Raw genomic sequence first — 23,394 nt, forward strand, 5'->3', positions numbered from 1 at the left:
GTACCCCTGCCGCGGGGCGGCATGCGACACGCGTCAGCGGCGGCGAAGCGGCGTCAGGCGGCGCCGCGTCCGGTCGGCGCGGCGTCCGACGACCGGAGGCGCGAGCTCGTCGACGAGCCCGGCGACGGCCCGAGCGAGCGCGGTGTCCGGCGCCGTGTCGAGCAGCGACCGGCCGGCCACCGCCGCCTCGTCGACCGTCGCCCGGTCGTCGGGCAGGAACCGCACGCCCGCCGTCCGAACCACACCGTCGAGCATCCCGGTGATGTCCCGCTCGGACCATCCGAGCGTGGGCCGCATCCGGTTGACCACCACGTGCGCCGGCAGGGGCGTGCGCTCCCGCAGGTCGACCAGGGCGCGAGCCAGCCGAGGCAGACCGACGGGGTCGGGGCCGCCGACCACGACCAGCGCGTCAGCGGCCTCGAGCGCGTCGAGGGTGAGCTGGTTGCGGGTGGTGCGGCCCAGTGACTGGGCGCCGTCGTCCTCGATGCTGAAGCCGGTGTCGACGACGACGTAGCCGCTCGTCCGGGCGCAGTCGGCGATCTCCCCGACCAGGCCCGGGCGCAGCTCGGCCCACCGGTCGGCCCGCGGCAGTCCGGTCACCACGCCGAGGTGGGGCGCATAGCCGCGCAGCACCGTCGAGAAGCGCTCCGTGAGCTCGCCCGCAGCCGACAGGCGGGCCGCCGACAGCAGGCCGGAGACCTCGTCGAGGACGCCCAGGAGCGGTGCGACGGCGCCGCCGTAGGGGTCGGCGTCGACCAGGACGGTGGACAGCTGGCGGTGGGCGAGCTCGGCGGCGACGGCGGCCGCGACCGTCGTCCGGCCCGGAGCGCCGGGCGGCCCCCACACGACCACGACCCGGCCGCGCAGCGGCTCGCGTGCGCCGGCGTCCGACGGTGCCGCCGCCGGTGGCTCCGGCGCCGGGGCGCGCCCGCCCGCCGCCTCGACGGGTGCGGTGAGCGCCGCGGGCAGCTGGCCGAGGGCGTCCTCGCCGACGAGCTGGCCCAGCCCGGCGCGGGCGGCCCGGGCGCGGGCGGCGTCGCCCGCCGCGGCGGCCGGGACGACGGCGATCGGGCGCACTCCGAGGCGGCGCAGCTGGTCGGCGGCAGTGGCGTCGAGGCCCGGCAGGTCGGCGGCCACGACGGCGGCGTCGGCCTGCCCGGAGGCAGCGGCGGCGAGCAGGTCGTCCAGGTCGACGCAGCGCTTGAGCACGACGACACCGGGGCTGCGCTCGAGCACGCCGAGCGCGGCGGGCTCCCAGCCGGCGCCGGCCGCGGCCAGGAGGACGACGCTGGTCGGGGGCCCGATCATGAGCGCCGTACGACGGTCAGGGTCGGTGAGTCGGCCGCCCCGACGAGTCCGAAGAACCGGTGCGCGTCGTCCTCGGGGACCGCCAGGACGAGCTGCCGCTTGCCCGACGCCACGAAGCTGTCCTCGACGGCGGGCGCGTCGACGACGCTGACCCCGGCCAGCACCGGCTCGGCGTCGGCGTCCCGGGCTCCGTCGACGGGACCGCCCAGCAGGTAGACGTCGACGACGCTGCCCGTCCCGACCGAGGGCGGCACCTGCTCCGGGTCGACGGCGAGCGGCACCTGGACGGTCCCGTTCTGGTCGGCCGCGCCCACCGCCGAGCGCGGAACCAGCTCGCCGGCGCCGACGCCGCGCAGGAGGACACCGTCCGGCGGCTCGGTGGCGCGGAAGTAGCCCCCGACGTCGTCGCCGTCGGCGAACCGCACCCGGTGCTGCTCGAGGTCGGCTGCGGTCACCGGCGCGCCGGCCGCCAGGTCGTCGCCGGCCGCCCAGACCCTGACCGTGTCGTCGGACGCCGCGAGCAGCCGGGCGCCCGCCACCACCGAGACGGCGACCAGCGCGGCCCCGACCCACAGCCGCGGGTCGCGCCACCCGGCGCGCGGCACCCGCTGGGCCGGAGGCGCACCGGCAAGACCCGACGACGAGGTGTCCAGCCCGAGATTCACCAGGACATCATGGGACGGCGACAGGTCCCTCGTCACCTGTCTCTCCACAGGCCGCCGACTCAGCCGACCGCCGCGCGGGCCTGGGTGCGATCATGTCGGGCATGGCCGACAATCCGCGCTTCCTCACGCTGACCGACGTGGCCGAGGTGCTCAACACCTCGAGCGCGCAGGTCTACGCGCTGGTGCGGCGTGGGGAGCTCCCGGCCATCAAGCTCGGCGGTCGCGGTCAGTGGCGGATCGAGGCGACCAAGCTGGAGGACTACATCCAGAGCCTCTACGAGCAGACCAAGGAGTTCGTCTCCGACCACCCCTTCGTGGACTCGGAGACCGAGGGCTAGCCGACCTGGCCCGCGAGGGTGATCTGCACGTCCCGGTCCTTGCCGGCGTGGTTGACGGTGAACGTCACCGCCTCGCCCGGCTGGTGGGTGCGGATGGCGACGATGAGCCCAATGCCGTCGGTGACGCGCTGGCCGTCGACCGCCTTGACGATGTCGCCCTTCTCCAGGCCCGCCTTCGCGGCCGGGGTTCCCTTGTCGACCGAGCTGATCTCAGCGCCGTCACCGTCGCTCTCGCCGCCGGTGGCGACCTTCGCACCGATGATCGGGTAGCGGGCCTCGCCGGTGTCGAGGATCTGCGCCGCCGTCGTGCGCACCTGCTCGATCGGGATGGCGAAGCCGACCCCGATGCTGCCGGCCTCGTCCTGGATGCCGCCGGTCGTGGCGATGGCGGAGTTGACCCCGACCACCTGGCCGAGCAGGTTGACCAGCGGGCCGCCGGAGTTGCCCGGGTTGATCGCCGCGTCGGTCTGCACCGCGTTGATGTAGGACGCCTCGTCGGCCGAGTCGCCGGTCGTGACCGGGCGGTCGAGCGCGCTGACGATGCCGGCGGTCACCGTCGAGCTCAGCCCCAGCGGCGAGCCGATCGCGACGACCTGCTCCCCCACCCGGAGCGCGCGAGCGGCGCCGAGCGAGGCGGGCTTGAGCCCCTGGGCGTCCGGCGCGCTGATCACGGCCAGGTCGTAGACGGGGCTGCGGCCGACGACGGTCGCCTTGGTGCGGCGGCCCTCGGTGTCGACGACCCAGATCGGGCCGTCGTCCTTGGCCGCGTCCGCGACGACGTGGTTGTTGGTGACGATGTCGCCCTTGGTGTCGAGGACGAAGCCCGAGCCGGTGGCGCCGTTCTCCTTGCCGTCGTACTCGGCCTGGATCTGCACGGTCGACGGCAGCAGCGCGTCGGCGACCGCGACGACGCTCGCCTCACCCGCCTTGATCGGCGCCTGGCTCACCGTGGTGGCGCCCAGCCCCGCCGAGGCGTACGCCGACCCGTTGTCGTCGTCGCCGTAGTGGTCCCACAGCGCGGAGCCGCCGACGCCGCCCGCGGCACCGACCAGCAGCGCGAGCACCGCGACGGCCAGCCACGTCCAGCGGCTGGGCCGGGCGCGCACCGGTGCCGCTTCGGCGGCGGGCTCCACGCGGAGCGGCTCGGTCAGCGGCGGCAGCCAGGAGTCGCCCGGTCGGCTCGCGGGAGGGGGGAGCGCCGGACCCGGCATCGGCTGCGGTCGGGTCGGCTCCTGGTTGCTCACCAGGTCATTCTGTCAGGCATCGCCAGCGGAGCCGGTCACCGCGCGGACGCGCGGTCGCGGTGCACGACGACGGTCGTGCCCGTGCCGGACACGGAGACCACGGGGGTCGGTCGGTCGGTCGTCGGCGCGGAGGCGGGGGCCGCGCCGAGCGCGAGCACGCCCATCACCGCAGCGCCCACGGCACCGCCACCGACGGCCGCGAGGGCGAGGTTGCGGCGCTGGTGGTCGACGGCGAGGAAGCACTCCCCCGGGGTCAGCTCGGAGGCACCGAGCAGCGAGCCCTTGAGCCCGTCGGAGGCGGACGTCGCGGCGTCGAAGGACAGCCCGGCGAGGCGGCGCTTGATCCAGCCCTCGCGCTCCACCCGATCACGGCAGACGTGGCACTCGTGGACGTGCGCCCACGCCCGCTCGGCCTCGTCGACGGGCAGCTGCCCGTCGAGGAGGGCGCTGGTCCGGTTCCCGAGGTGTCCGCCCAGCAGGCTCATCGTGACGTCCAGCCGAGCACCTTGGGGCCGGAGTAGCGCAGCCGACCCTGGTTCGGGGCCCGGTGCTTGAGCGCCTCCCGGAGCATCGCGCGGCCACGGTGGATGCGCGATCGCACGGTGCCGAGCTTGGCCCCCATGATCTCCGCGATCTCCTCGTAGGTGAGGCCCTCGACGTCGCACAGCACGACGGCCGCCCGGAAGTCGGGCGGCAGCGCCTGGAGCGCTCGCTCGACGTCGTCGTCGAAGCGCTGGTCGGTGAAGGCGATGTCGGGCGTCGGCTGGTTGCTGCTCAGCCGGTCGGCCCGCTCGTCGGAGAGCGCGTCGAAGCGGATCCGCTGCTTGCGGCGGGCCTGGTCGAGGAAGAGGTTGGTCGTGATCCGGTGCAGCCAGCCCGCGAAGGTGCCGGGGGTGTAGGAGTCCAGCGACCGGAAGACACGGACGAAGACCTCCTGCGTGAGGTCCTCGGCGTCGTGCTGGTTGCCGGTCAGCCGGTAGGCCAGCCGGTAGACGCGGTCGGAGTGCTGCTCGACGATCTCGTCCCAGGTCGGCACGCCGGCCTGGTCTGTCGCCGTCTCCTCGCCCATGCGGGTCGCTCCCTCCGTTCGCGGATCCCTCACGCTAGACGCCCCACCTGAGCGCAACCTGTGAGGTTCCTCGTCTGACCCAACGGTCCGAGCGCGGGTTTCGTTCCCCCGCGCGGGGGCGGGGCCGCGTTAGGTTTCTCCCGTGAGCACCCAGCCGAACCCCAGCCCCGTGTCCGCACCGTCGTGGACCTATGCCGAGGAGTTCGTGGGCGAGGATGAGATCCTCGCTGCCGCACGCGCCCGGGCCACCGAGGTCGGCGTGGTCCCGATCGGCCCCGGCGGCGGCGCGGCGCTCCGGTTCCTCGCCTCGGTCCTCGACGCGCGGGCGGTCGTCGAGATCGGCACAGGCACCGGCGTCTCGGGCCTGTGGCTGCTGCGCGGCATGCGCGCCGACGGCGTGCTCACCACCGTCGACATCGAGACCGAGCACCAGCGTCTGGCCCGGCAGACCTTCACCGAGGCCGGCATCCCCACCCAGCGCGCCCGCACCATCTCCGGCGCCGCGCTCGACGTCCTCCCCCGGCTCACCGACGGCCACTACGACCTCGTCTTCTGCGACGGCGACAAGCGCGAGTACGCCGACTACCTGACCGAGGCGCTGCGCCTGCTGCGCCCAGGCGGTGTCGTCGCGTTCGACAACGCGCTCTGGCACGACCGGGTCGCCGACGCCGCCCAGCGCGACGAGGAGACCACCGTCATCCGCGACCTCGGCCGCACCGTCGCCGCCCACGACGAGCTGGTGCCGCTGCTGCTCCCCGTCGGCGACGGGCTCCTGGTCGCCAAGAAGGAGTGGAAGCCGGAGGCCTGAGGCCGTTTGGGAGACTGGCCCGCATGCCTCCGCTCGACCTGACCGCCGACGTCGTCGCGCTCACCCGCCAGCTGGTCGACATCGAGTCGGTGTCCGGCGAGGAGGGGCCGATCGCCGACGCGGTCGAGACGGCCCTGCGGGCACTCCCCCACCTGACGGTGCAGCGGTTCGGCCACACGCTCGTGGCGCGGACGTCGTACGGACTGGGCGAGCGGGTGGTCCTCGCCGGCCACCTCGACACCGTGCCCGTGAACGACAACCTGCCGAGCCGGCTCGAGGACGGCGTGCTGCACGGCCTCGGCACGTGCGACATGAAGGGCGGGGACGCGGTCATCCTGCGGCTCGCCGCGACCCTCGAGCGGCCCGTGCGCGACGTGACCTACGTGCTCTACGAGGCCGAGGAGGTCGAGGCGGACCGCAACGGCCTCAACCTGCTCTGGCAGTCCGACCCCGACCTGCTCGCGGCCGACTTCGCGATCCTGATGGAGCCGTCGAACGCCGGGGTCGAGGCCGGCTGCCAGGGCACCCTCCGCGTCGAGGTGCGCACCCGCGGCGAGCGCGCCCACTCCGCCCGCAGCTGGATGGGCGTCAACGCCATCCACCGGGCCGGTGAGGTCCTGCGCCGGCTGGACGACTACGAGCCGCGCCGGCCGGTGATCGACGGACTGACCTACCACGAGGGGCTCAACGCCGTGCTCGTCTCCGGCGGGGTCGCGGGCAACGTGATCCCCGACGAGTGCGTGGTGACGGTCAACCACCGCTTCGCGCCCGACCGCAGCGAGGACGAGGCGCTGGCGTTCGTGCGCGACTTCTTCGACGGCTTCGAGGTGACCGTCACCGACTCCGCCCCGGGTGCCCTGCCCGGCCTGGACCGGCCGGCCGCCCGGGCGTTCGTCGAGGCGGTCGGCGGGCAGGTCGGCCCGAAGTTCGGGTGGACGGATGTCGCCCGGTTCACCACGCTCGGCGTCCCGGCGGTCAACTTCGGGCCCGGCGACCCGACCTTCGCCCACAAGCAGGACGAGCACGTGGCAGTCTCGGAGATCGAGCACTGCGAGCAGGTGCTCCGAGCATGGCTCTCACGAGACTGATGAGGATCCGATGACGAGGCGAAGCAGCGGCGGCCCGCGGCCCACGGAGAACCGCCCGGAGGGCAGCACCAACGACCAGCGGCTGCTCGACAGCCGCGGGAGCGGCGACTGGGTGCACACCGACCCGTGGCGGGTGCTCAAGATCCAGGCGGAGTTCGTCGAGGGGTTCAACGACCTGGCCGAGGTCGGCCCGGCGATCTCCGTGTTCGGGTCGGCTCGGACACCGGTCGAGAACCCGTCGTACGCCTTGGGCGAGAAGGTCGGCGCCGCCCTCGCCAACGCCGGCTTCGCGGTCATCACCGGAGGTGGCCCGGGCGCGATGGAGGCCGCCAACAAGGGCGCGAACGAGGCGGGCGGGCAGAGCATCGGGCTCGGCATCGAGCTGCCGTGGGAGTCCAGCCTCAACCCCTACGTCACCTTCGGGCTCAACTTCCGCTACTTCTTCGTGCGCAAGACGATGTTCGTGAAGTACTCGCAGGGCTACGTCGTGCTCCCGGGTGGGCTCGGCACGCTGGACGAGCTCTTCGAGGCGATGACGCTCGCCCAGACGCAGAAGATCACGCAGTTCCCGATCGTCCTCATGGGCGTCGAGCACTGGAGCGGCCTGATCGACTGGATGAGCCAGTCGATGCTCTCGGACGCGCGGATCAAGGCGAGCGACATCGAGATGCTCACCCTGACCGACGACGTCGACGAGATGGTCGAGCTGATGGTCAGGGCCCGGGACGCGCGATGATCTGGGTGTTCGGGATCGTCATCGTCCTGGTCCTCGGAGGGGTGGCGGCGGTCGCCGCGGGACGCGGCGAGCCGATGTCCGAGGCGTACGACGACCGGCCCGATGCCCTCGTGCCGGCCGACCGGCCGCTGACCGCCGCCGACCTGCGGAGCGTGCGCTTCTCGGTGGCGCTGCGCGGCTACCGCATGTCCGAGGTGGACGCCCTCCTCGCCCGCCTCGGCGCGGAGCTGGAGGCCGCGCGCGAGGTTGCCGACCCGCCGCCCGCAGAGGAGCATGACGCCCCGTGTCCCTGATCGTCGCGTACGTCCTGACCGCGCTCGGGGTGCTGGCGGTGGTGCTCACCAGGTTCCGGCTGCGCAGCACGCACATCGGCTGGCCGCTCACCGTGCACACCGTCGCCGGCACCATCGCCATCGTCCTCTGGCTGGCCTTCCTGGTCTTCTCCGACGACTCCTTCGTCGGAGAGGGTCGCCGGAACGCGCTCGGCGTCATCGCCCTGGCGTTCTGGTGGATGATGACGGTCGCCGGGCTGATGCTGCTCGTCCGCTGGCTGCCCAGCCGCAGCCGCGGGAAGCGCGCCGCCGACACCGTCGACGCGGCCGACTCGTGGACCGGCACCCCGGGGCTCTCGGTGCTCGCCCACGTCGGCACGCTCCTCGGCGTCGCCTGGATGACCTGGGCCTACGCCTTCAGCATGGTCTGATGGGGCGCATGCCTCGGGTCCTCGCCAAGCTCCTGCTCCCGCTCCTGCTCCCGCTCCTGCTCGTCGTCGGCCTGCTCGACCTGGTCGCGTCCCCGCCCGCCGACGCCGGGGCCGCGCCGGCACGGCCGGCCGTGCTCGGCGTCAGCGTCATCGGCCACTCGGCCGGGGGCCGCCCGATCCGGGCCTGGCACCTCGGCACGCCGGGTGCCCGCAAGGTCGTGCTGGTCTCCACGATGCACGGCGACGAGTCGAGGGCCGCCGAGGTCCTCACCTCCCTGCGCGACGGCCGGGCCGTGCGCGGCATCGACCTCTGGGTGGTGCCGACCTACAACCCCGACGGGAAGGCGCGGCACACCCGGCAGAACGCGCGCGGCGTCGACCTCAACCGCAACTACCCGACGTCCTGGCGGCGGGTGGGCGGCCGCTACGACTCCGGACGCGCGCCCGGCTCCGAGCCCGAGACGAAGGCGATGATGCGCTTCCTCAGCGCCGTCCGGCCCGCCTACGTCGTCAGCTTCCACCAGCCGCTCGACGGCGTCGACACCCTGACCAAGCACCCGGCCTTCTCGCGACGGCTCGCGCACGCGTTGCGGCTGCCGGTCAAGACCTTCAGCTGCAACGGCGGCTGCCACGGGACCATGACGATGTGGTTCAACAAGCACTTCCCCGGGCAGGCCGTGACGGCCGAGTTCGGCGCACATCCGTCGCGCCGCGAGCTCCGCGGACCCGTCGTACGCCGACTGCTGCGGCTCTTCCACGCACGTCGGTAAAAGGAGCCTCTGGCCCACCGGCGCGGCCGATAGGGGATAATGATGCGCGGAAGCCGTGGGCCCGGGGAGGTCCACGTGACGCTCAGAGGAAGAGGTGCCGCATGGCGGCGATGAAGCCGCGGACGGGAGACGGTCCGCTGGAGGTCACCAAGGAAGGACGCGGCATCGTGATGCGCGTCCCGCTGGAGGGCGGTGGCCGCCTGGTGGTCGAGCTGAACGCCGAGGAGGCAGGCGCCCTCGGCGACGCGCTCAAGGATGTCGTTGGCTGATCCCACCCTTCCGCAGCAGGTCACCCCGCCTGCCGTGTCGCTCGATGAGCGTGCTCCCGGCGCCGTCACCGGGACCGAGGTCGTCGTACTCCCCGTCCTGCCCCCGATCGCGGGCAGCACCGATGAGTCGCTCGCGCTCGGACCGGGCGCCGCGGCGCTCGAGGAGGCGCTGACCGACGTCCTGGCCGGCGCCGACCTGCTCGACGTCCTCGACGCCGAGGGCGCGACCGGCAGGGCGGGCGAGGTGACCTCCTTCGTCGTGCCCGGCGGCGTGCGCGGCAACAAGGCGCTGAGGCGCGTGCTCCTCGTCGGCGTGGGCGCCCAGCGGCCGGTCGACTTCCGTCGGGCCGGCGCGGCCGTCGCACGGGCGACCCGCGACACCGCGACCCTCGCCACCACGGTGCCGGCCCTCGACCCCGACCTCGCGATCGAGCCGTTCGTCGTCGGCGTCACCCTCGCCTCCTTCTCCTTCGACTGGCGGGCCACCGGCCCGAAGCACCGCCCGGTCGGGTCGGTCGTGCTCGCCGAGCTCGGGGCGTCGTACGCCGACGAGGTGGCGCGCGCGGTCACGATCGCGGCGGCGGGCTGGCGGGCGCGGTTCCTGGCGACCGTCCCCTCGAACGTGAAGAACCCGGCCTGGCTGGCCGAGCAGGCCGTCACCGTCGCCGACGAGGTCGGCCTGAAGGCGGAGGTGTGGGACGAGGAGCGGCTGGCCGAGGAGGGCTTCGGCGGCATCCTCGGCGTCGGTCGCGGATCGGTCACCCCGCCGCGGCTGATCCGGCTCGACTACGCACCCCCCCAGGCATCGCGCAGGACGCCCACGGTGGCGCTGGTCGGCAAGGGCATCACCTTCGACACCGGCGGCCTCAACCTCAAGCCCGGCGACGCGATGACGACGATGAAGCGCGACATGACCGGTGGCGCCGTCGTGCTCTCGACGATGGCCGCGCTGGCCGCCGTCGGCTGCCCGGTGCGGGTCGTCGGCCTGATCGCCGCGGCCGAGAACGCCGTCTCGGGGTCCTCGATGCGCCCCGGCGACGTGCTCCGCCACTACCCCGGCGACAGGACGGCGCGGACCTCCGAGGTCAACAACACCGACGCGGAGGGGCGGCTGGTGCTCGCCGACGCGATGGCCTACGCCGTCGCCAAGGTGAAGCCCGGCGTGCTGGTCGACGTCGCCACCCTGACCGGGGCGATCAAGGTCGCCCTGGGCCAGCAGGTCGGCGGCTACTTCGCCAACCACGACGTGCTCGCGTCAGCCATCGAGAGCGCCGCGGAGACGACCGGCGAGCCGCTGTGGCGGATGCCGCTGACCGCGACCTACGAGGAGAAGCTCTCCTCCTCGATCGCCGACGCCGACAACAGCGCCGGGACCCCGCAGGCGATCACCGCCGCGCTGTTCCTCCAGCACTTCAACGGTGGCCTGCCCTGGGCGCACCTCGACGTCGCCTCCGTCGGCGACGCCCCGGAGGACCGCGACGAGTGGACCGCCGGTCCGACCGGCTGGGGTGCGCGCACCCTGCTCACCTGGCTCGGCTCCCCCGCGCCGCTCGCGGGCATCGTCTGAGGCAGCGTCCCCCGGGCAGCAGCAGGTCTCCAGCAGCTACAGCAGCCGGAGCAGGGCGGCGGTGAGCGCCGCGCCGGCGACGACCACCAGGAACGGCGCCCGCAGGAGCAGCAGGACCACGGCCGCACCGAGTCCGGCCAGCCGCGCGTCGACCACCAGCAGCTGGTCGTCGGCGAGGACCTGGACGGCGATGAGCGCACCCAGCAGCGCGGGTGGGATGAGCGCCGCCACCCGCTGCGTGAGCGGTCGGGTCAGCACGTGGTCCGGCACCGAGAGACCGGCCAGCTTGAGCAGGTAGCAGCCGACCGCGGTGACCATGATCCCCGTCCAGATCATCCGCGTTCCTCCCTGCGGAGGAACAGGCCGACCAGGACGGCCGCAGTGCCACCGAGGATGATCGGCAGACCGGCGGCGGTGAGCGGCACCAGACCGGTCGCCACCGCGGCGCCGACCACCGCCACGACGCGCTGCGGCAGCGCCGTGAGCCGCGGCCACAGCAGGGCCAGGAACGCTCCGCCGACGGCCGCGTCGAGGCCGAACGTGCGCGGGTCGCCGATCGCGGTCCCGGCGAGCGCGCCCACGAGCGTCATCAGGTTCCAGAGAACGAAGACCGACCAGCCGGTGAGCCGGAAGGCCAGCCGGGCGTCGGCGGGGTCGGGCTGCCCGAGCGCCATCGCGGTGGACTCGTCGATGACCACCTGGGCCTGCACCGCCCGCCGCCAGCCGCGCAGCCGCAGCACGGGCGCGAGCCCGATGCCGTAGAACAGGTTGCGGCTGCCGAGCAGCATCGCCGTGGCGGCACCCGTCAGCGGGGCGCCGCCCGCGGCGATCACGCCGACGAACGCGAACTGCGACGCGCCCGTGAAGACGAGCAGCGACAGCGCGCATGCCTGCCAGACGTCGAGCCCGGACGTGGTCGCGAGGGCGCCGAACGAGACGCCGTACGCGCCGGTCGCGACCCCGACGCCGAGCGAGTCCGCCCGGACGGACCTGCCCGGCACGGTCGTCAGGCCCGCGACAGGCTGATCGTGGCCACCTCGCCCTCGCTGAGGGCCACCTCGGTCCCTGTCATGCTCTCGACGAGCGAGTACGACGTCGCGAGCGTCTCCCGCGCGATCAGCTGCTCGTGCTCGCGGGCCGCGTCGAGCGCCGCCGCGGAGCCGCCCAGCACCAGCGAGATCCGGTCGGAGACGTCCAGACCGGCGTCCTTGCGCGCCTGCTGCACGGCCCGGACGAGGTCGCGGGCGAGCCCCTCGGCCGCCAGCTCGGGCGTGACCGAGGTGTCGAGCACGACGAAGCCACCACCCGGCAGCATGCCGACCGCGACGTCGTCGGACGCCGCACCGGCCACGGTCTCCAGCGTGTACTCACCCTCGACCAGCGCCAGGCCGCCGGCGGTCACCGTGCCGTCGTCCGCGACCGACCAGTCACCGGACTTCGAGCCCTGGATCGCCTTCTGCACGTCGCGGCCCAGTCTCGGTCCGGCGGCGCGGGCGTTGACGGTGAGCTTCTGCGCCACGCCGTAGGTCGCGGCCTCGTCGCTGTCGGCGTCGAGCAGGCGGACCTGCTTGACGTTGACCTCGTCGGCCACGAGGGACTCGAAGCCGCTGATGTCGGCGCCGACGATGGTCAGCGTGGACAGCGGCAGCCGGTTGCGCAGCTGACGCGCCTTGCGCAGCGCCGACGTCGCCGAGCACGCCTCCCGGACGGCGTCCATCGCCTCGACCAGCCGGTGGTCGGCCGGGAGGTCGTCGGAGGACGGCCAGTCCGCCAGGTGCACCGACCGCTCGCCGGTGAGCCCGCGCCAGACCTCCTCGGTGGTCAGCGGGAGCAGCGGCGCCACGACGCGGCAGGTCAGCTCGAGCACCGTGTAGAGGGTGTCGAACGCGGCCCGGTCGTCGGCCCAGAAGCGGTCCCGCGACCGGCGGATGTACCAGTTGGTCAGGACGTCGAGGAAGCGCTGGGTCGTCTCGCAGGCGTCGGCGATGTGGTAGCCGTCCATCGCCTCGGTCATCGAGGCGACGTACTCCCCGGTCTTGGCGAGGACGTAGCGGTCGAGCGGGTCGGTGGACGCCGTCGACCACTGGGCATCGATGCCCGCGGCGTTGGCGTAGAGCTGGAAGAAGTACCAGCTGTTCCACAGCGGGATCATCACCTGACGCACCGAGTCACGGATGCCCTGCTCGGTGACGACCAGGTTGCCGCCGCGCAGGATCGGGCTGGACATGAGGAACCAGCGCATCGCGTCGGCGCCGTCGCGGTCGAAGACCTCCGAGACGTCGGGGTAGTTGCGCAACGACTTCGACATCTTGTTGCCGTCGCTGCCCAGCACGATGCCGTGGCTGATGCAGGACTGGAACGCGGGCCGGTCGAAGAGCGACGTGGCCAGGATGTGCAGCGTGTAGAACCAGCCGCGGGTCTGGCCGATGTACTCGACGATGAAGTCCGCCGGGAAGTGCCCGGAGGCGGAGCCTCCAGATTCGGCACCGAGGAACCACTCCTCGTTCTCGAACGGGTAGTGGACCTGGGCGAACGACATCGAGCCCGAGTCGAACCACACGTCGAGGACGTCGGCGACGCGGCGCATCGTGGACCGCCCGGTCGGGTCGTCGGGGTTGGGCCGGGTCAGCTCGTCGACGAACGGGCGGTGCAGGTCGGGGTTGCCGTCCTTGTCGCGCGGCAGGCGGCCGAAGTCGCGCTCGATCTCCTCGAAGGAGCCGTAGACGTCGATGCGGGGGTACGTCGGGTCGTCGCTCTTCCACACCGGCACCGGGCTCCCCCAGAACCGGTTGCGGGTGATCGACCAGTCGCGGGCGTTCTCCAGCCACTTGCCGAACTGGCCGTGCTGGATGTGGTCGGGCGTCCAGCGGATCTGCTCGTTGAGCTCGAGCATCCGGTCCTTGAACTTGGTGACCTCGACGAACCACGACGAGACGCCCTTGTAGATGAGGGGCTCGCGGCAGCGCCAGCAGTGCGGGTAGGAGTGCTCGTAGGACTCCCTGCGGAGCAGGATCGTGCCCGGGCTCACCGATCCGGCGGAGTCGCCGCGGGTGACCGCCTTGAGGTCGTCGATGATGAAGCTGTTGGCGTCGAAGACCAGCATGCCGGCGTACTCGTCGACGGGGTGGGTGAACCGGCCGTCCTTGCCGACCGGCATGACCGCCTCGATGTTCTCCCGGTCGGTCACCTCCTTGTCGACCTCACCGAAGGCGCCGGCGGTGTGCACGACGCCGGTACCGTCCGTCGTCGTCACCGCGTCATCGGCGGCGACCACGCGGAAGGCGTTCTCGTGGCCGGCGTAGTAGGAGAACGGCGGCGTGTAGGTGCGGCCGACCAGGTCGGCCCCCGTGTAGCGGCCGAGCACGGCCGGCTCGTCGTCCTCGGGGAAGAGCTCGCGCTTGTACGACGCCAGCCGGGCCTCGGCGAGCAGGTAGCGCGCCTTCTCGTCGGTGCCCGGGACCGGCCCCTCGACGACGACGTAGTCGATGTCGCTGCCGACCATCACCGCGAGGTTGCTCGGCAGGGTCCAGGGCGTCGTGGTCCAGATCAGGATGTGCGCGCCGTCGAGGACAGGATCGGCGCCAAGAGCGTCCAGCGGGTAGCCGACCGTGACGGCCGGGTCCTGGCGCTGCTGGTAGACGTCGTCGTCCATCCGCAGCTCGTGGTTGGACAGCGGCGTCTCGTCGTTCCAGCAGTAGGGCAGGACGCGGAAGCCCTCGTAGACCAGCCCCTTGTCGAAGAGGCTCTTGAAGGCCCAGATGACCGACTCCATGAACGTCGGGTTCATGGTCTTGTAGTCGTTGTCGAAGTCGACCCAGCGCGCCTGGCGGGTGACGTAGTCGCGCCACTCGCCGGTGTACTTCAGCACCGAGGCGCGGCAGGCCTCGTTGAACCTGTCGATCCCCATCTCGAGGATCTCGTCGGTGGTCTTGATGCCGGCCAGGCGCATCGCCTCGAGCTCGGCGGGCAGGCCGTGGGTGTCCCAGCCGAACCTGCGCTCCACGCGCCGGCCGCGCATGGTCTGGTAGCGGGGCACGATGTCCTTGACGTAGCCGGTCAGCAGGTGGCCGTAGTGCGGCAGCCCGTTGGCGAACGGCGGGCCGTCGTAGAAGACGAACTCGTTGCTGCCGTTCTCGCCCGCCTCACGCGCCTCGACACTCGCCCGGAAGGTGTCGTCCTCCGCCCAGTAGGCGAGGACCCGCTCCTCGATCCCGGGGAAGCGGGGGCTCGCCGCGACGGCGCCGTTGGGGTCGTTGGGGTCGGTCGTGACCTTGGGATAGGTCATCTGCGGCATCTCCTGGGTAGGTCCGGGTCTTCGTCGAGCTTGTCGAAACCCAGGGACGACTTGCGCCGCGGTACCACCCTGCTTGCCGGCCACCCCGATGGCGGAGTCGCCGACCACTCGTTCACGGCTGTGACGGGCCTACCCGCGGGGTTCTACTTCCTTCGACCGGCGAAGGTTTCTTCCCCGAGCTCGCCGCTGATGACGGCTCAGACGCTGTGCGCCCAGCCTACCGGCGCTTCGGGTCCTCGGCGAACGCAGCCTCGAGCCAGGCGTAGACCTGCGCGTCGCCGCGGGTGACGAGCAGGACGACCTGCTGCTCGACGGCCGTCACCGGCTTGCCGGAGATCCAGCGCCGCACGATGTCGGTGGACGCCCGGCGTACGGCCTCGAGCGCCTTGGCCATCGCCCACTCGGGAGCGGGGTGCCCCGCCGTCGACGCGATCCCGGGCACCTCGAGCGTCCAGGTGTCGTCATCGGCCCGCGACATCATCGGCGTCGGCAGCGGAATGGGGTTCTTCGGCACCCGCCCATGCTGTCACGATGTGCCCCATGACCTCTCCCACCGGGTACGACGGCAACTGGCTCCCCTCCGACGCGGACCCGCGCTTCGACGGCAAGCCGGTCGGCGAGCTGGCGACCTACCGCGACTACCTGCGCAACTACCGGCTCACCCTCGAGCTGAAGTGCGCGGACCTCACCCCGGAGCAGCTCGCCACCCGCTCGGTGCCGCCCAGCACCCTGAGCCTGCTCGGCCTCGTCAGGCACATGGCGCGGGTCGAGCACAGCTGGTTCCAGCGCGCGCTGCAGCGCAACCTCGACGAGCCGCGGCCCTACTCGGGCTCCGACGAACCCGACATCGAGTTCGGCCAAGCGGTCGGCACCCAGGAGTGCGTCGACGAGGCGTTCGACTCCTGGAAGCGGGAGATCGCCCGCGCCGAGGACTGGCTGCACGCCCAGAGCGACGCGTCGATGGGCGACGAGGTCGTCTACAACAGCGACGGCGAGACGACCACGGTCCGCGACATCCTGGTGCACATGGTCGAGGAGTACGCCCGCCACTGCGGCCACGCCGATCTGCTGCGCGAGTGCATCGACGGCCGCACGGGGCAGTAGTGGGCGCCCCCTAGACTTCTCCCCCGTGACCGACGCGAAGAGTGCCTGGGCCTACGGCCTGACGACGTACGCCGGCGACACCGTGCTCGATGTGTGGTTCCCGAGCCCGGTGCTCGGCGGCCGGCCCGACGACGCCGCTCCTGCCCCGGAGCTCAAGGCGCTGGAGGGCAGCGACGCGCTGCGCCGCGTCGAGAAGCGGGTCGAGCTGGTCGAGATCGACCTCGACGCCGCCCCGACGAGCACCCAGGACGTCTGGCTCCGCCTGCACCTGCTCTCCCACCGCCTGGTGCGCCCCCACGGGCAGAGCCTCGACGGCATCTTCGGCCTGCTCACCAACGTCGTCTGGACCTCCGAGGGCCCCTGCGCGGTCGACGGCTTCGAGCTGACCCGCGCCCGGCTGAAGGCCGCGGGGCGGCCGGTCGTGGTCTACGGCGTGGACAAGTTCCCGCGGATGACCGACTACGTCCTCCCGGCCGGGGTCCGGATCGCCGACGCCGACCGGGTCCGACTCGGCGCCCACCTGGCCGAGGGCACCACGGTCATGCACGAGGGCTTCGTGAACTTCAACGCCGGCACCCTCGGCGCCAGCATGGTCGAGGGCCGCATCTCGGGCGGCGTGGTCGTCGGCAACGGCTCCGACGTCGGTGGCGGGGCGTCGATCATGGGGACGCTGTCCGGCGGCGGGACGCAGGTCATCTCCGTGGGCGAGCGCTGCCTGCTCGGGGCCAACTCGGGCCTGGGCATCTCGCTGGGCGACGACTGCGTCGTCGAGGCGGGCCTCTACCTCACGGCGGGCACCAAGGTGACCCTCCGGGACGGCTCGACCAGGAAGGCGCTGGAGCTGTCCGGCGCCTCCCACGTCCTCTTCCGTCGCAACAGCACGACGGGGGCGGTCGAAGCGGTGCCGTGGCATGGCGAGGGCATCGTCCTCAATGAGGCACTGCACGCGAACTGACGTGAAGAGACTCGGGGCGACCCTGGTCGTCCTGGTCCTCCTCGGTGCCGCGGCGACGATCGGCTGGCAGCACCTCCACGCCAAGGTGCGGACGCTGCTGCCCGACGAGTGCGTCGCGAAGGTGGGCGACCTGCGCGCGGACCTCGACGTGGAGCAGGCGCAGAACGCAGGCCTCATCACCGCGATCGCCGTACGCCGCGGGCTGCCGCCCCGCGCCGCGACCATCGCGCTGGCGACCGCCTTCCAGGAGTCCAAGCTCTACAACCTCGACTACGGTGACCGCGACTCGGTCGGCCTCTTCCAGCAGCGGCCGTCACAGGGCTGGGGCACACGCAAGCAGCTGCGCGACCCGGTCTACGCGACCGGGAGGTTCTACGACGCCCTCGTGCAGGTCGACGGCTTCGAGACGATGCGCATCACCGAGGCGGCCCAGCGGGTGCAGCGCAGTGGCTTCCCCGAGGCGTACGCCGCCCACGAGCCGGCCGCCCGGGCGCTGGCGTCGTCCCTCACCGGCCGCTCGCCGCACGCCTTCACCTGCCGGATCGGCTCGACCGAGCCCGGGCGCTCGGCGGTGGTGAGCAGCGAGGTGACGGGGGTCTTCGGCGCGCTGGTGTCGACGCCCGTCGCGAACGGCCGGACGGTCACGGTCGGCGTACCCGACCGCACGACCGGCTGGGCGCTGGCGCACTACGTCGTCGCGCAGGCCGGCCGCCTCGGCATCCGCCGGGTGTCCTACGCCGGCCGCGCCTGGGCGCTCGACGAGACCTGGAAGCAGGAGGACGGCCGGGCGGCCGGTCGGGTGCGGATCGACCTGGCCGGACCGAAGGACTAACCGGTCTCGGCCTCGCCGAGCGGGACGTGCTCGCCCGCGATGCCGTGCGGGCCTACGTCAGCGACGCGGTCACCTCGGTGAGCTGGGCCGTCCGCGAGCCGGGCGACTTCGACCTGCTGGTCGGCCCGTCCTCGCGCGAGGAGTCGCTGCTGCGGGCGAGGTTCAGCGTGCGGTGAGCAGCCGCTCGACGGCGGCGTCGATCCGCTCGTCGGTCGCGGTGAAGGCGACCCGCACGTGCGAGCGGCCGGCGACGCCGTAGAACTCGCCGGGCGCGGCGAGGATGCCGCGCTCGGCCAGCCAGCCGACCGTCTGCCAGCAGTCCTCGCCCCGCGTCGCCCAGAGGTAGAGGGACGCCTGGGAGTGGTCGATCGCGAAGCCGGCGGCCTGCAGCGCCTCGCGCAGCTTGGCGCGGCGGGCGGCGTAGCGCGCGTGCTGCTCGCCGGCGTGGGCGTCGTCGTCCAGGGCGGCCCGCATCGCGGCCTGCTGGGGGCCGGGCATGATCAGGCCGAGGTTCTTGCGGACCGCGAGGAGCTCGGCCACGAGCCTCGGGTCGCCGGCGACGAAGGAGCAGCGGTAGCCGGCCAGGTTGGACCGCTTCGACAGCGAGTGGACGCTGAGGATGCCCTCGAACGACCCGCCGCTGACCGAGGGGTGCAGGATCGAGATCGGCTTCTCGTCCGACCAGCTGCACTCGATGTAGCACTCGTCGGAGACCAGGATCGTGCCGCGATCGCGGCTCCACTCGACGACCTTGCGCAGGTGCTCCAGCGGCAGCACGCGGCCGGTCGGGTTGGACGGGCTGTTGATCCACAGCAGCTTGGGGACCTGCGGGCCGAGCGCGGTCAGGGAGTCGGTCGCGATGCCCTGGGCGCCGACGAGCGCCGCGCCGACCTCGTAGGTCGGATAGGCGAGCTCCGGCCAGACGACCAGGTCGCCCCGGCCGACGCCGAGCTGCAGCGGCAGCGTGGCGACGAGCTCCTTGGAGCCGATCGTCGGCAGCACCCCGTCGAGGCCGAGACCTTCGACGCCGTGGTTGCGGGCCAGCCAGTCCACCGCCGCCTGGCGGGTCGACGGCAGGCCGATGGTCGTCGGGTAGCCCGGGGAGTCAGCCGCCTCGCGCAGCGCCTGCTGGACGACCTCGGGCGTCGGGTCGACGGGCGTGCCGATCGACAGGTCGACGATCCCGTCGGGGTGCGCCCGCGCCGTCTCGGCGTACCCGGTCAGCTTGTCCCACGGGAAGTCGGGCAGCTGCGCGGAGACTCCCAGCAACGGACTCAGTGGTCCTGGTTCTGCGGCGGCAGCGCCGCGATCGACGGCTCGTCCTTGTCGATGACGCCCATCTTGGCGGCGCCGCCCGGCGAGCCGAGGTCGTCGAAGAACTTCACGTTCGCGTCGTAGTAGCTCTTCCACTGCTCCGGGGTGTCGTCCTCGTAGAAGATCGCCTCGACCGGGCAGACCGGCTCGCAGGCGCCGCAGTCCACGCACTCGTCGGGGTGGATGTAGAGCATCCGCTTGCCCTCGTAGATGCAGTCGACCGGACACTCATCGACGCACGCGCGGTCCTTGACGTCGACACACGGCTGGGCGATGACGTAGGTCATCCGGATCCTCCTGGGGAACAAGGGATTTAGACATGCAGCAGCCTAGTATCTGCCGGTGCGCGCCCACCGCCTAGGTCCAGATGTCGTCGGCCGGCGCATCGTGGTGCGGCGCCTGGTCCCCGGCGAGCTCGGGCCGACCGGCGGACCGGCGTTCACCGACCTGCTCGGCGTCTGCGAGGCCTGGGGCGACACGTCGATCGTGGTGCGGCCGGAGTCCGGCGATCCGGTGACCATCCCGCTCGACCTCGTCGTCTCGGGCAAGCCCGTCCCGCCGCGACCGTCGGTGCGGCAGCGGGTGTCGGTCCGCGACGCCGAGCTGCGGACCGCGTCGCTGGCGGGGATCGGGACCACCGCCCTGGGCGAGTGGCAGCTGCGCTTCGAGCCGGCGCCGGTCGGGCGCGTGCGCAACCGGTTCAACTCCTGCCTGGGCGTCGGCGACCCTGGGCTTCCGCTGGCCGACGCGGCCGAGCAGGTGCGGCGGTTCTACGTCGACCGCGACAGGCCGCCGCGGATCCAGGTGGAGCTGGCGTCCGCCACCGAGGACGCGCTGCGCGAGCTCGGCTGGACGGCCGTCCCCGGCCGCGACTCCCACTTCCTGCTCGGCTCGCTGGCGCTCGTCCGGCGGACGCTCGGGTCGGAGTCCGTCGACGGGCCGGCGGCTCCGACGGTCGACGTCGACGGGACCCGGGTCACGGTCACGCTCGGGGACCTGACCCGGGGCGAGGCCGGGATCGACGGCGACTGGCTCGGCGTCCACAACCTGAGCGTCGAGCCGGCGTACCGCCGTCGTGGTCTGGCCCGGGCCGTCCTGCGCGAGCTGCTCGGGTGGGGAGCCGAGCAGGGCGCCACGACCGTGTGGCTGCACGTGCAGACCGACAACGAGCCGGCGCTGGCGCTCTACGACACGCTGGGCCTGCGCACCCACCACAGCTGCCGCTACCTCGAGGCGCCGGTTGGCTGAGCGCTACTGCCCCTTCTTCGGCGCCTTGCAGGTGACGTCGTCCTGGGGGATGTAGTGGGTGTGGAACTTCTCGGTCTTCTCGACCGCCGTCGAGCCCGGCTTGTGGAAGTAGCGCCACACGTCGATGTCGAAGCCGGGCGCACCCGACGTCGCCTCACAGTTGGTGTCGTGGATGACCCGCTTCTTGAACGGCGTCTGGTTGTAGCGATCACCCGTCTTGGTGGTGATGTCCCACGTCTTCGTCGACCACATCGACACCGTCACGGAGCCCTGGCTCGAGGGCGTGGACGGCTTGAACTCGGTGTGGACGAGGATCCCGTACGGCGTGTCGTTGGCGAACTTCAGGTCGACCGAGCCCCAGGCGACCGTCGCCTCCCGGCCGACGGGATAGCGGCTGATGTAGAGCGAGTGCGGCTTGTGCTCGACGTCCTTGAGCCCGGCGAAGAACATCGCGTTGAAGGTGGTCGTCGCCATCTGGGAGACGCCGCCGCCGAGGTCGGAGAAGAAGACGCCGTTCTGGATCGTCCACCCCTCGGTGAAGCCGTTCTCCCGGGTCCGCTCCCCCACCGTGTCGTTGAGCGAGAAGGTGTCGCCCGGCTCGAGGATCGTGCCGTTGACGAGCTGGGCGGCCCGGCCGATGTTGGTGTTGCGGTACTCCGCGTAGGGGAAGTAGGTCGTGAAGGTCGAGACCTTCTCCTTGATCTGCCACGCCTGCGCCTGCGCCGTGGAGATCTTCGGGTCGGCGACGGTGGCGTCGACCGCCTGCTGCCGCTGGCCCTCGGGCTTGGTGACCAGCGCGAGGAACGTGCCGGCGACCTGCTGCGGGTCGAAGCTGACGCCCGGCTTCGCGGGGATGACCTTCGGCTTTCCGTGCACCAGCTTGACCGTCGCGTCGACGGGCGCGTCGGCCCGCTCGGCGATGCCGGCACTGACCAGGGCGTCGAGCGCCTTCTGGTCCAGCGTCGGCTGGAGCGTGCCGTCCTTCGGCTCCAGCTTCAGCGCAGGACCGAACTGGGTCGGGCGCAGCACGACGGGTGAGCTGCCGAACATGAGCGTCACCGGGCCGGACATGGCCGGGTTGGCGAAGCTGTCGACGGCGCTCCGCACGTCGGCGTCGTCGATGTCGGGCTTGACCTCGTGGAGCTTCAGGTCGAGCGTGCGCCGGTCGCCGGACACCGCCGCGACCAGCCCCGCACGCAGCTCGTCGCCGTCGACCTCGGCGCCCGTGACCGCTGCGGCCGTCCGGACGCCCTCCTTGCCGAGGGTGACGGCCCCGTCCTTGGCAGCGGTCCCCAGCGACTTGTCCAGGACCGCCTTCGTCTTGTCCAACGCGTCCTGGTCGACCTCGACCACCGGGTCGACCCTGCCGCCGCCTGTGTAGTGGTTCCAGAGGTCGCGCGGGTCCCAGCTGCGGGCCGCGCCCGCGTCGGCGACGGTCGCGGCGTAGTCGATGCTCACGCCGGCGTCCGCCGGCTTCACCTGGGTCGAGGCGCCGTTCGCGGTGACCGTGACGGGCCGGTCGACGCGGCCGGCGAGCGCGTCGCGGAGCTTGCGCTGCGCCGCGGCGGGCGTGAGGTTGCCGATCCTGACGCCCGCGACGGTGGTGCCGTTGGCGATCTTGTCGCCGGCCATCGCGTAGGCCGCGGCCCAGCCGCCCCCGACGAGCACGGCCAGCACGACGACGACCACGAGCACCACGCCGAACCCGGCGCGCTCGCGCTTCATCTTGACGGCCGGCCGCTCGGCGGTGTCGTCGAAGGCCTCATCCCGCTTGGTCACGCCCGCGAGCCTAGGCGGTTCCGCCACGGTTGCCGGGGAGCGGCGTGCGTGGCGGGATCGTCGCGATGCCGACGACGAGGAGCACCAGCCCGAGCCCGAGGAAGGTGTAGCCGGGCGGGTCGGACCCGATCACGAAGTCGCCCTCGGGCCGGGCGAGGAGGAAGTACGCCGCCATGGCGGCCCAGCCGGCGGCGTACGCGAGGCGGAGCAGACCGGCCGGCACGGCCAGCGCGGTGGTCAGCGACGCGGCCGCGCCGAGCGCGAGCGCCCACCAGCGGCCGTGGGTCCAGACCGCGGCCAGGCCGACAGCCGCCCCGAGCAGGAGCAGCCCGAGCGCGACGGCGGGTCTCGACAGGCTCGACCGCCGAAGGATCACAGCCCGGCGAAGAGGTCGGTCTCGAAGCCGTCCTCGCCGACCGGGCCCAGCTTCCCCTTGGCGATCCGGTAGAACTCCAGGCCCCAGACCTGGTTGCCGAGGTTGTTGGAGAGCGCGAAGAACGGGCCGTCGGTCGCGATCTGGGTGGCGTGGGCGCGCATGGCGGCGAGCTTGGCCTCGACGTGGTCGTTCGCGTCGACCAGGGCGGCGATGTCCTCGTCGGGCGTCGTCATCGGCAGCGGGCCCTCGGGGTCGATGCCGTCGAAGGTCGTCTGCTGCCCCGCGTCGCGCAGCCGGCGCAGTCCCTCCCGCATCCGGCTCTCCGACATCGCGCTCCAGTAGATCTTGGCGATGTCCCACGGCTCGCCGAGGTCCTTGCGGTAGGACGGCACGGCGGCCAGCTGGGCGGCATACATCGCCACCCGGTGGGCCTGGATGTGGTCGGGGTGGCCGTAGTTGCCGAACTGGTCGTAGGTCACCATCACCTGCGGGCGAACCTCGCGGATGATCGGCACCAGGTGGTCGGCCGCCTCGGTGAGGTCGGCGTACCAGAAGGCGTTGCCGTGGCCGGTGCCGTCCTCGGGCGGGTCGGCCGGGATCGCGTAGCCGTCCTCGTGCCACTTCATGCCGGAGTCGCGGTAGGTGCCGAAGCCCCCGAGGTAGCGGTGGTCGGCGATCCCGAGCTCCTTCATCGCGGCCTCGAGCTCGCCGCGGCGGTGCTCGCCGAGCCCGTCCTCCTTGTCGGCGGCGAGGTGCCCGAGCTCGGGCACCAGGATCTCGCCCATCTCGCCGGCGGTGCAGGTGACGAGCGTGACGCCGCGACCCTCGGCGGCGTACTTCGCCATCGTGGCGCCGTTCTGGATCGTCTCGTCGTCGGGGTGGGCGTGGACCAGGAGGAGGCGCTCGGTCGGGTCTGAGGCAGGCACG

Annotated in this window: 28 protein-coding genes; 14 read left to right on the forward strand and 14 right to left on the reverse strand. The window is 72.6% G+C overall.

Annotation, left to right across the window (positions count from 1 at the left end; all coding sequences use genetic code 11):
- Positions 1-33: 33 nt before the first annotated feature.
- Complete coding sequence (locus BM236_RS02115) at positions 34-1,308, reverse strand: CpaE/TadZ family protein (RefSeq protein ID WP_091119596.1); 1,275 nt, start codon at positions 1,306-1,308, stop codon at positions 34-36.
- Positions 1,305-1,973 (reverse strand): hypothetical protein, encoded by a 669-nt coding sequence (locus tag BM236_RS02120; RefSeq protein WP_091119598.1) that lies wholly within the window; start codon positions 1,971-1,973, stop codon positions 1,305-1,307. Before BM236_RS02120 ends, BM236_RS02115 begins: the two co-directional genes overlap by 4 nt.
- 101 nt (positions 1,974-2,074) lie before the next feature.
- On the opposite strand from BM236_RS02120, the gene BM236_RS02125 reads away from it, so the two are divergent.
- Positions 2,075-2,311, forward strand: a complete 237-nt coding sequence (locus BM236_RS02125; RefSeq protein ID WP_091119600.1) for a helix-turn-helix domain-containing protein — start codon at positions 2,075-2,077, stop codon at positions 2,309-2,311.
- Here the strand turns inward: BM236_RS02125 and BM236_RS02130 are convergent.
- From BM236_RS02130 to sigE, 3 genes are read right to left on the reverse strand one after another with little or no spacing between them, the layout of a single operon-like run.
- On the reverse strand, positions 2,308-3,555 hold the full coding sequence (locus BM236_RS02130) for a S1C family serine protease (RefSeq protein WP_091119602.1): 1,248 nt from the start codon (positions 3,553-3,555) through the stop codon (positions 2,308-2,310). The genes BM236_RS02125 and BM236_RS02130 overlap by 4 nt on opposite strands.
- Before the next feature lie 35 nt (positions 3,556-3,590).
- Positions 3,591-4,040, reverse strand: coding sequence for a hypothetical protein (locus BM236_RS02135; protein WP_091119605.1), 450 nt, complete (start codon positions 4,038-4,040; stop codon positions 3,591-3,593).
- Entirely contained in the window at positions 4,037-4,624 is a 588-nt protein-coding gene (gene sigE, locus BM236_RS02140) for an RNA polymerase sigma factor SigE (RefSeq protein WP_091119606.1), read from the reverse strand. Before sigE ends, BM236_RS02135 begins: the two co-directional genes overlap by 4 nt.
- A 142-nt stretch (positions 4,625-4,766) precedes the next feature.
- Between sigE and BM236_RS02145 the strand changes: the two genes are divergently transcribed.
- The 8 genes from BM236_RS02145 (at position 4,767) to BM236_RS02180 (ending at position 10,565) form a co-directional block, all read left to right on the forward strand.
- The gene (locus BM236_RS02145; RefSeq protein ID WP_091119609.1) at positions 4,767-5,432 is read left to right on the forward strand and encodes an O-methyltransferase; all 666 of its coding nucleotides are present in this window, start codon (positions 4,767-4,769) and stop codon (positions 5,430-5,432) included.
- A gap of 23 nt (positions 5,433-5,455) precedes the next feature.
- The gene (gene dapE, locus BM236_RS02150) at positions 5,456-6,520 is read left to right on the forward strand and encodes a succinyl-diaminopimelate desuccinylase (RefSeq protein WP_091119610.1); all 1,065 of its coding nucleotides are present in this window, start codon (positions 5,456-5,458) and stop codon (positions 6,518-6,520) included.
- Positions 6,521-6,530: 10 nt separating this feature from the next.
- Positions 6,531-7,256, forward strand: a complete 726-nt coding sequence (locus BM236_RS02155; RefSeq protein WP_091119613.1) for an LOG family protein — start codon at positions 6,531-6,533, stop codon at positions 7,254-7,256.
- A complete protein-coding gene (locus BM236_RS02160) occupies positions 7,253-7,549 on the forward strand; it encodes a DivIVA domain-containing protein (RefSeq protein ID WP_091119614.1) in 297 nt (98 codons plus the stop codon). The genes BM236_RS02155 and BM236_RS02160 overlap by 4 nt, the downstream gene beginning before the upstream one ends.
- Entirely contained in the window at positions 7,540-7,959 is a 420-nt protein-coding gene (locus BM236_RS02165; protein ID WP_091119617.1) for a hypothetical protein, read from the forward strand. Before BM236_RS02160 ends, BM236_RS02165 begins: the two co-directional genes overlap by 10 nt.
- A complete protein-coding gene (locus BM236_RS02170) occupies positions 7,959-8,729 on the forward strand; it encodes a M14 family zinc carboxypeptidase (RefSeq protein WP_091119620.1) in 771 nt (256 codons plus the stop codon). The genes BM236_RS02165 and BM236_RS02170 overlap by 1 nt, the downstream gene beginning before the upstream one ends.
- 101 nt (positions 8,730-8,830) lie before the next feature.
- Complete coding sequence (locus BM236_RS02175) at positions 8,831-8,998, forward strand: DUF3117 domain-containing protein (RefSeq protein ID WP_082574674.1); 168 nt, start codon at positions 8,831-8,833, stop codon at positions 8,996-8,998.
- Positions 8,985-10,565, forward strand: coding sequence for a leucyl aminopeptidase family protein (locus BM236_RS02180; RefSeq protein WP_091119622.1), 1,581 nt, complete (start codon positions 8,985-8,987; stop codon positions 10,563-10,565). The genes BM236_RS02175 and BM236_RS02180 overlap by 14 nt, the downstream gene beginning before the upstream one ends.
- Positions 10,566-10,601: 36 nt before the next feature.
- Here the strand turns inward: BM236_RS02180 and BM236_RS02185 are convergent, their stop codons facing one another.
- The 4 genes from BM236_RS02185 to BM236_RS02200 form a co-directional block, all read right to left on the reverse strand.
- Positions 10,602-10,901, reverse strand: coding sequence for an AzlD domain-containing protein (locus BM236_RS02185; RefSeq protein ID WP_091119625.1), 300 nt, complete (start codon positions 10,899-10,901; stop codon positions 10,602-10,604).
- The gene (locus BM236_RS02190; protein WP_245750086.1) at positions 10,898-11,566 is read right to left on the reverse strand and encodes an AzlC family ABC transporter permease; all 669 of its coding nucleotides are present in this window, start codon (positions 11,564-11,566) and stop codon (positions 10,898-10,900) included. Before BM236_RS02190 ends, BM236_RS02185 begins: the two co-directional genes overlap by 4 nt.
- Positions 11,567-11,571: 5 nt before the next feature.
- On the reverse strand, positions 11,572-14,850 hold the full coding sequence (gene ileS, locus BM236_RS02195) for an isoleucine--tRNA ligase (RefSeq protein WP_091119987.1): 3,279 nt from the start codon (positions 14,848-14,850) through the stop codon (positions 11,572-11,574).
- 226 nt (positions 14,851-15,076) lie between these two features.
- Positions 15,077-15,373, reverse strand: a complete 297-nt coding sequence (locus BM236_RS02200; protein ID WP_245750087.1) for a hypothetical protein — start codon at positions 15,371-15,373, stop codon at positions 15,077-15,079.
- Between the two features lie 26 nt (positions 15,374-15,399).
- On the opposite strand from BM236_RS02200, the gene BM236_RS02205 reads away from it, so the two are divergent.
- From BM236_RS02205 to BM236_RS18835, 4 genes are read left to right on the forward strand one after another with little or no spacing between them, the layout of a single operon-like run.
- Complete coding sequence (locus BM236_RS02205; protein WP_091119629.1) at positions 15,400-15,963, forward strand: DinB family protein; 564 nt, start codon at positions 15,400-15,402, stop codon at positions 15,961-15,963.
- 25 nt (positions 15,964-15,988) lie between these two features.
- Positions 15,989-16,918, forward strand: coding sequence for a 2,3,4,5-tetrahydropyridine-2,6-dicarboxylate N-succinyltransferase (gene dapD / locus BM236_RS02210; protein WP_091119632.1), 930 nt, complete (start codon positions 15,989-15,991; stop codon positions 16,916-16,918).
- A gap of 1 nt (position 16,919) precedes the next feature.
- The gene (locus BM236_RS19575; RefSeq protein WP_217645183.1) at positions 16,920-17,750 is read left to right on the forward strand and encodes a hypothetical protein; all 831 of its coding nucleotides are present in this window, start codon (positions 16,920-16,922) and stop codon (positions 17,748-17,750) included.
- A gap of 26 nt (positions 17,751-17,776) precedes the next feature.
- The gene (locus BM236_RS18835; RefSeq protein WP_175507502.1) at positions 17,777-17,926 is read left to right on the forward strand and encodes a hypothetical protein; all 150 of its coding nucleotides are present in this window, start codon (positions 17,777-17,779) and stop codon (positions 17,924-17,926) included.
- Here the strand turns inward: BM236_RS18835 and dapC are convergent.
- Both dapC and fdxA read right to left on the reverse strand, forming a co-directional pair.
- On the reverse strand, positions 17,913-19,019 hold the full coding sequence (gene dapC, locus BM236_RS02220) for a succinyldiaminopimelate transaminase (protein WP_217645184.1): 1,107 nt from the start codon (positions 19,017-19,019) through the stop codon (positions 17,913-17,915). The two genes, BM236_RS18835 and dapC, sit on opposite strands and share 14 nt — an antisense overlap.
- Before the next feature lie 5 nt (positions 19,020-19,024).
- Complete coding sequence (gene fdxA, locus BM236_RS19195; protein WP_091119636.1) at positions 19,025-19,351, reverse strand: ferredoxin; 327 nt, start codon at positions 19,349-19,351, stop codon at positions 19,025-19,027.
- A gap of 55 nt (positions 19,352-19,406) precedes the next feature.
- On the opposite strand from fdxA, the gene BM236_RS02230 reads away from it, so the two are divergent.
- Positions 19,407-20,312, forward strand: coding sequence for a GNAT family N-acetyltransferase (locus tag BM236_RS02230; RefSeq protein WP_139229998.1), 906 nt, complete (start codon positions 19,407-19,409; stop codon positions 20,310-20,312).
- Positions 20,313-20,315: 3 nt separating this feature from the next.
- Here BM236_RS02230 and BM236_RS02235 read toward each other — a convergent pair whose 3' ends face one another.
- The 3 genes from BM236_RS02235 to mshB are packed head-to-tail and all read right to left on the reverse strand — an operon-like array spanning position 20,316 to position 23,393.
- Positions 20,316-22,091 (reverse strand): VanW family protein, encoded by a 1,776-nt coding sequence (locus tag BM236_RS02235; RefSeq protein WP_091119640.1) that lies wholly within the window; start codon positions 22,089-22,091, stop codon positions 20,316-20,318.
- Between the two features lie 10 nt (positions 22,092-22,101).
- A complete protein-coding gene (locus BM236_RS02240; RefSeq protein WP_091119641.1) occupies positions 22,102-22,467 on the reverse strand; it encodes a DUF6113 family protein in 366 nt (121 codons plus the stop codon).
- Positions 22,464-23,393 (reverse strand): N-acetyl-1-D-myo-inositol-2-amino-2-deoxy-alpha-D-glucopyranoside deacetylase, encoded by a 930-nt coding sequence (gene mshB, locus BM236_RS02245; protein ID WP_091119644.1) that lies wholly within the window; start codon positions 23,391-23,393, stop codon positions 22,464-22,466. The genes BM236_RS02240 and mshB overlap by 4 nt, the downstream gene beginning before the upstream one ends.
- Position 23,394 lies beyond the last annotated feature (1 nt).

It is taken from the genome of Nocardioides terrae, from assembly GCF_900112345.1.
Classification (GTDB): Bacteria; Actinomycetota; Actinomycetes; order Propionibacteriales; family Nocardioidaceae; genus Nocardioides; species Nocardioides terrae.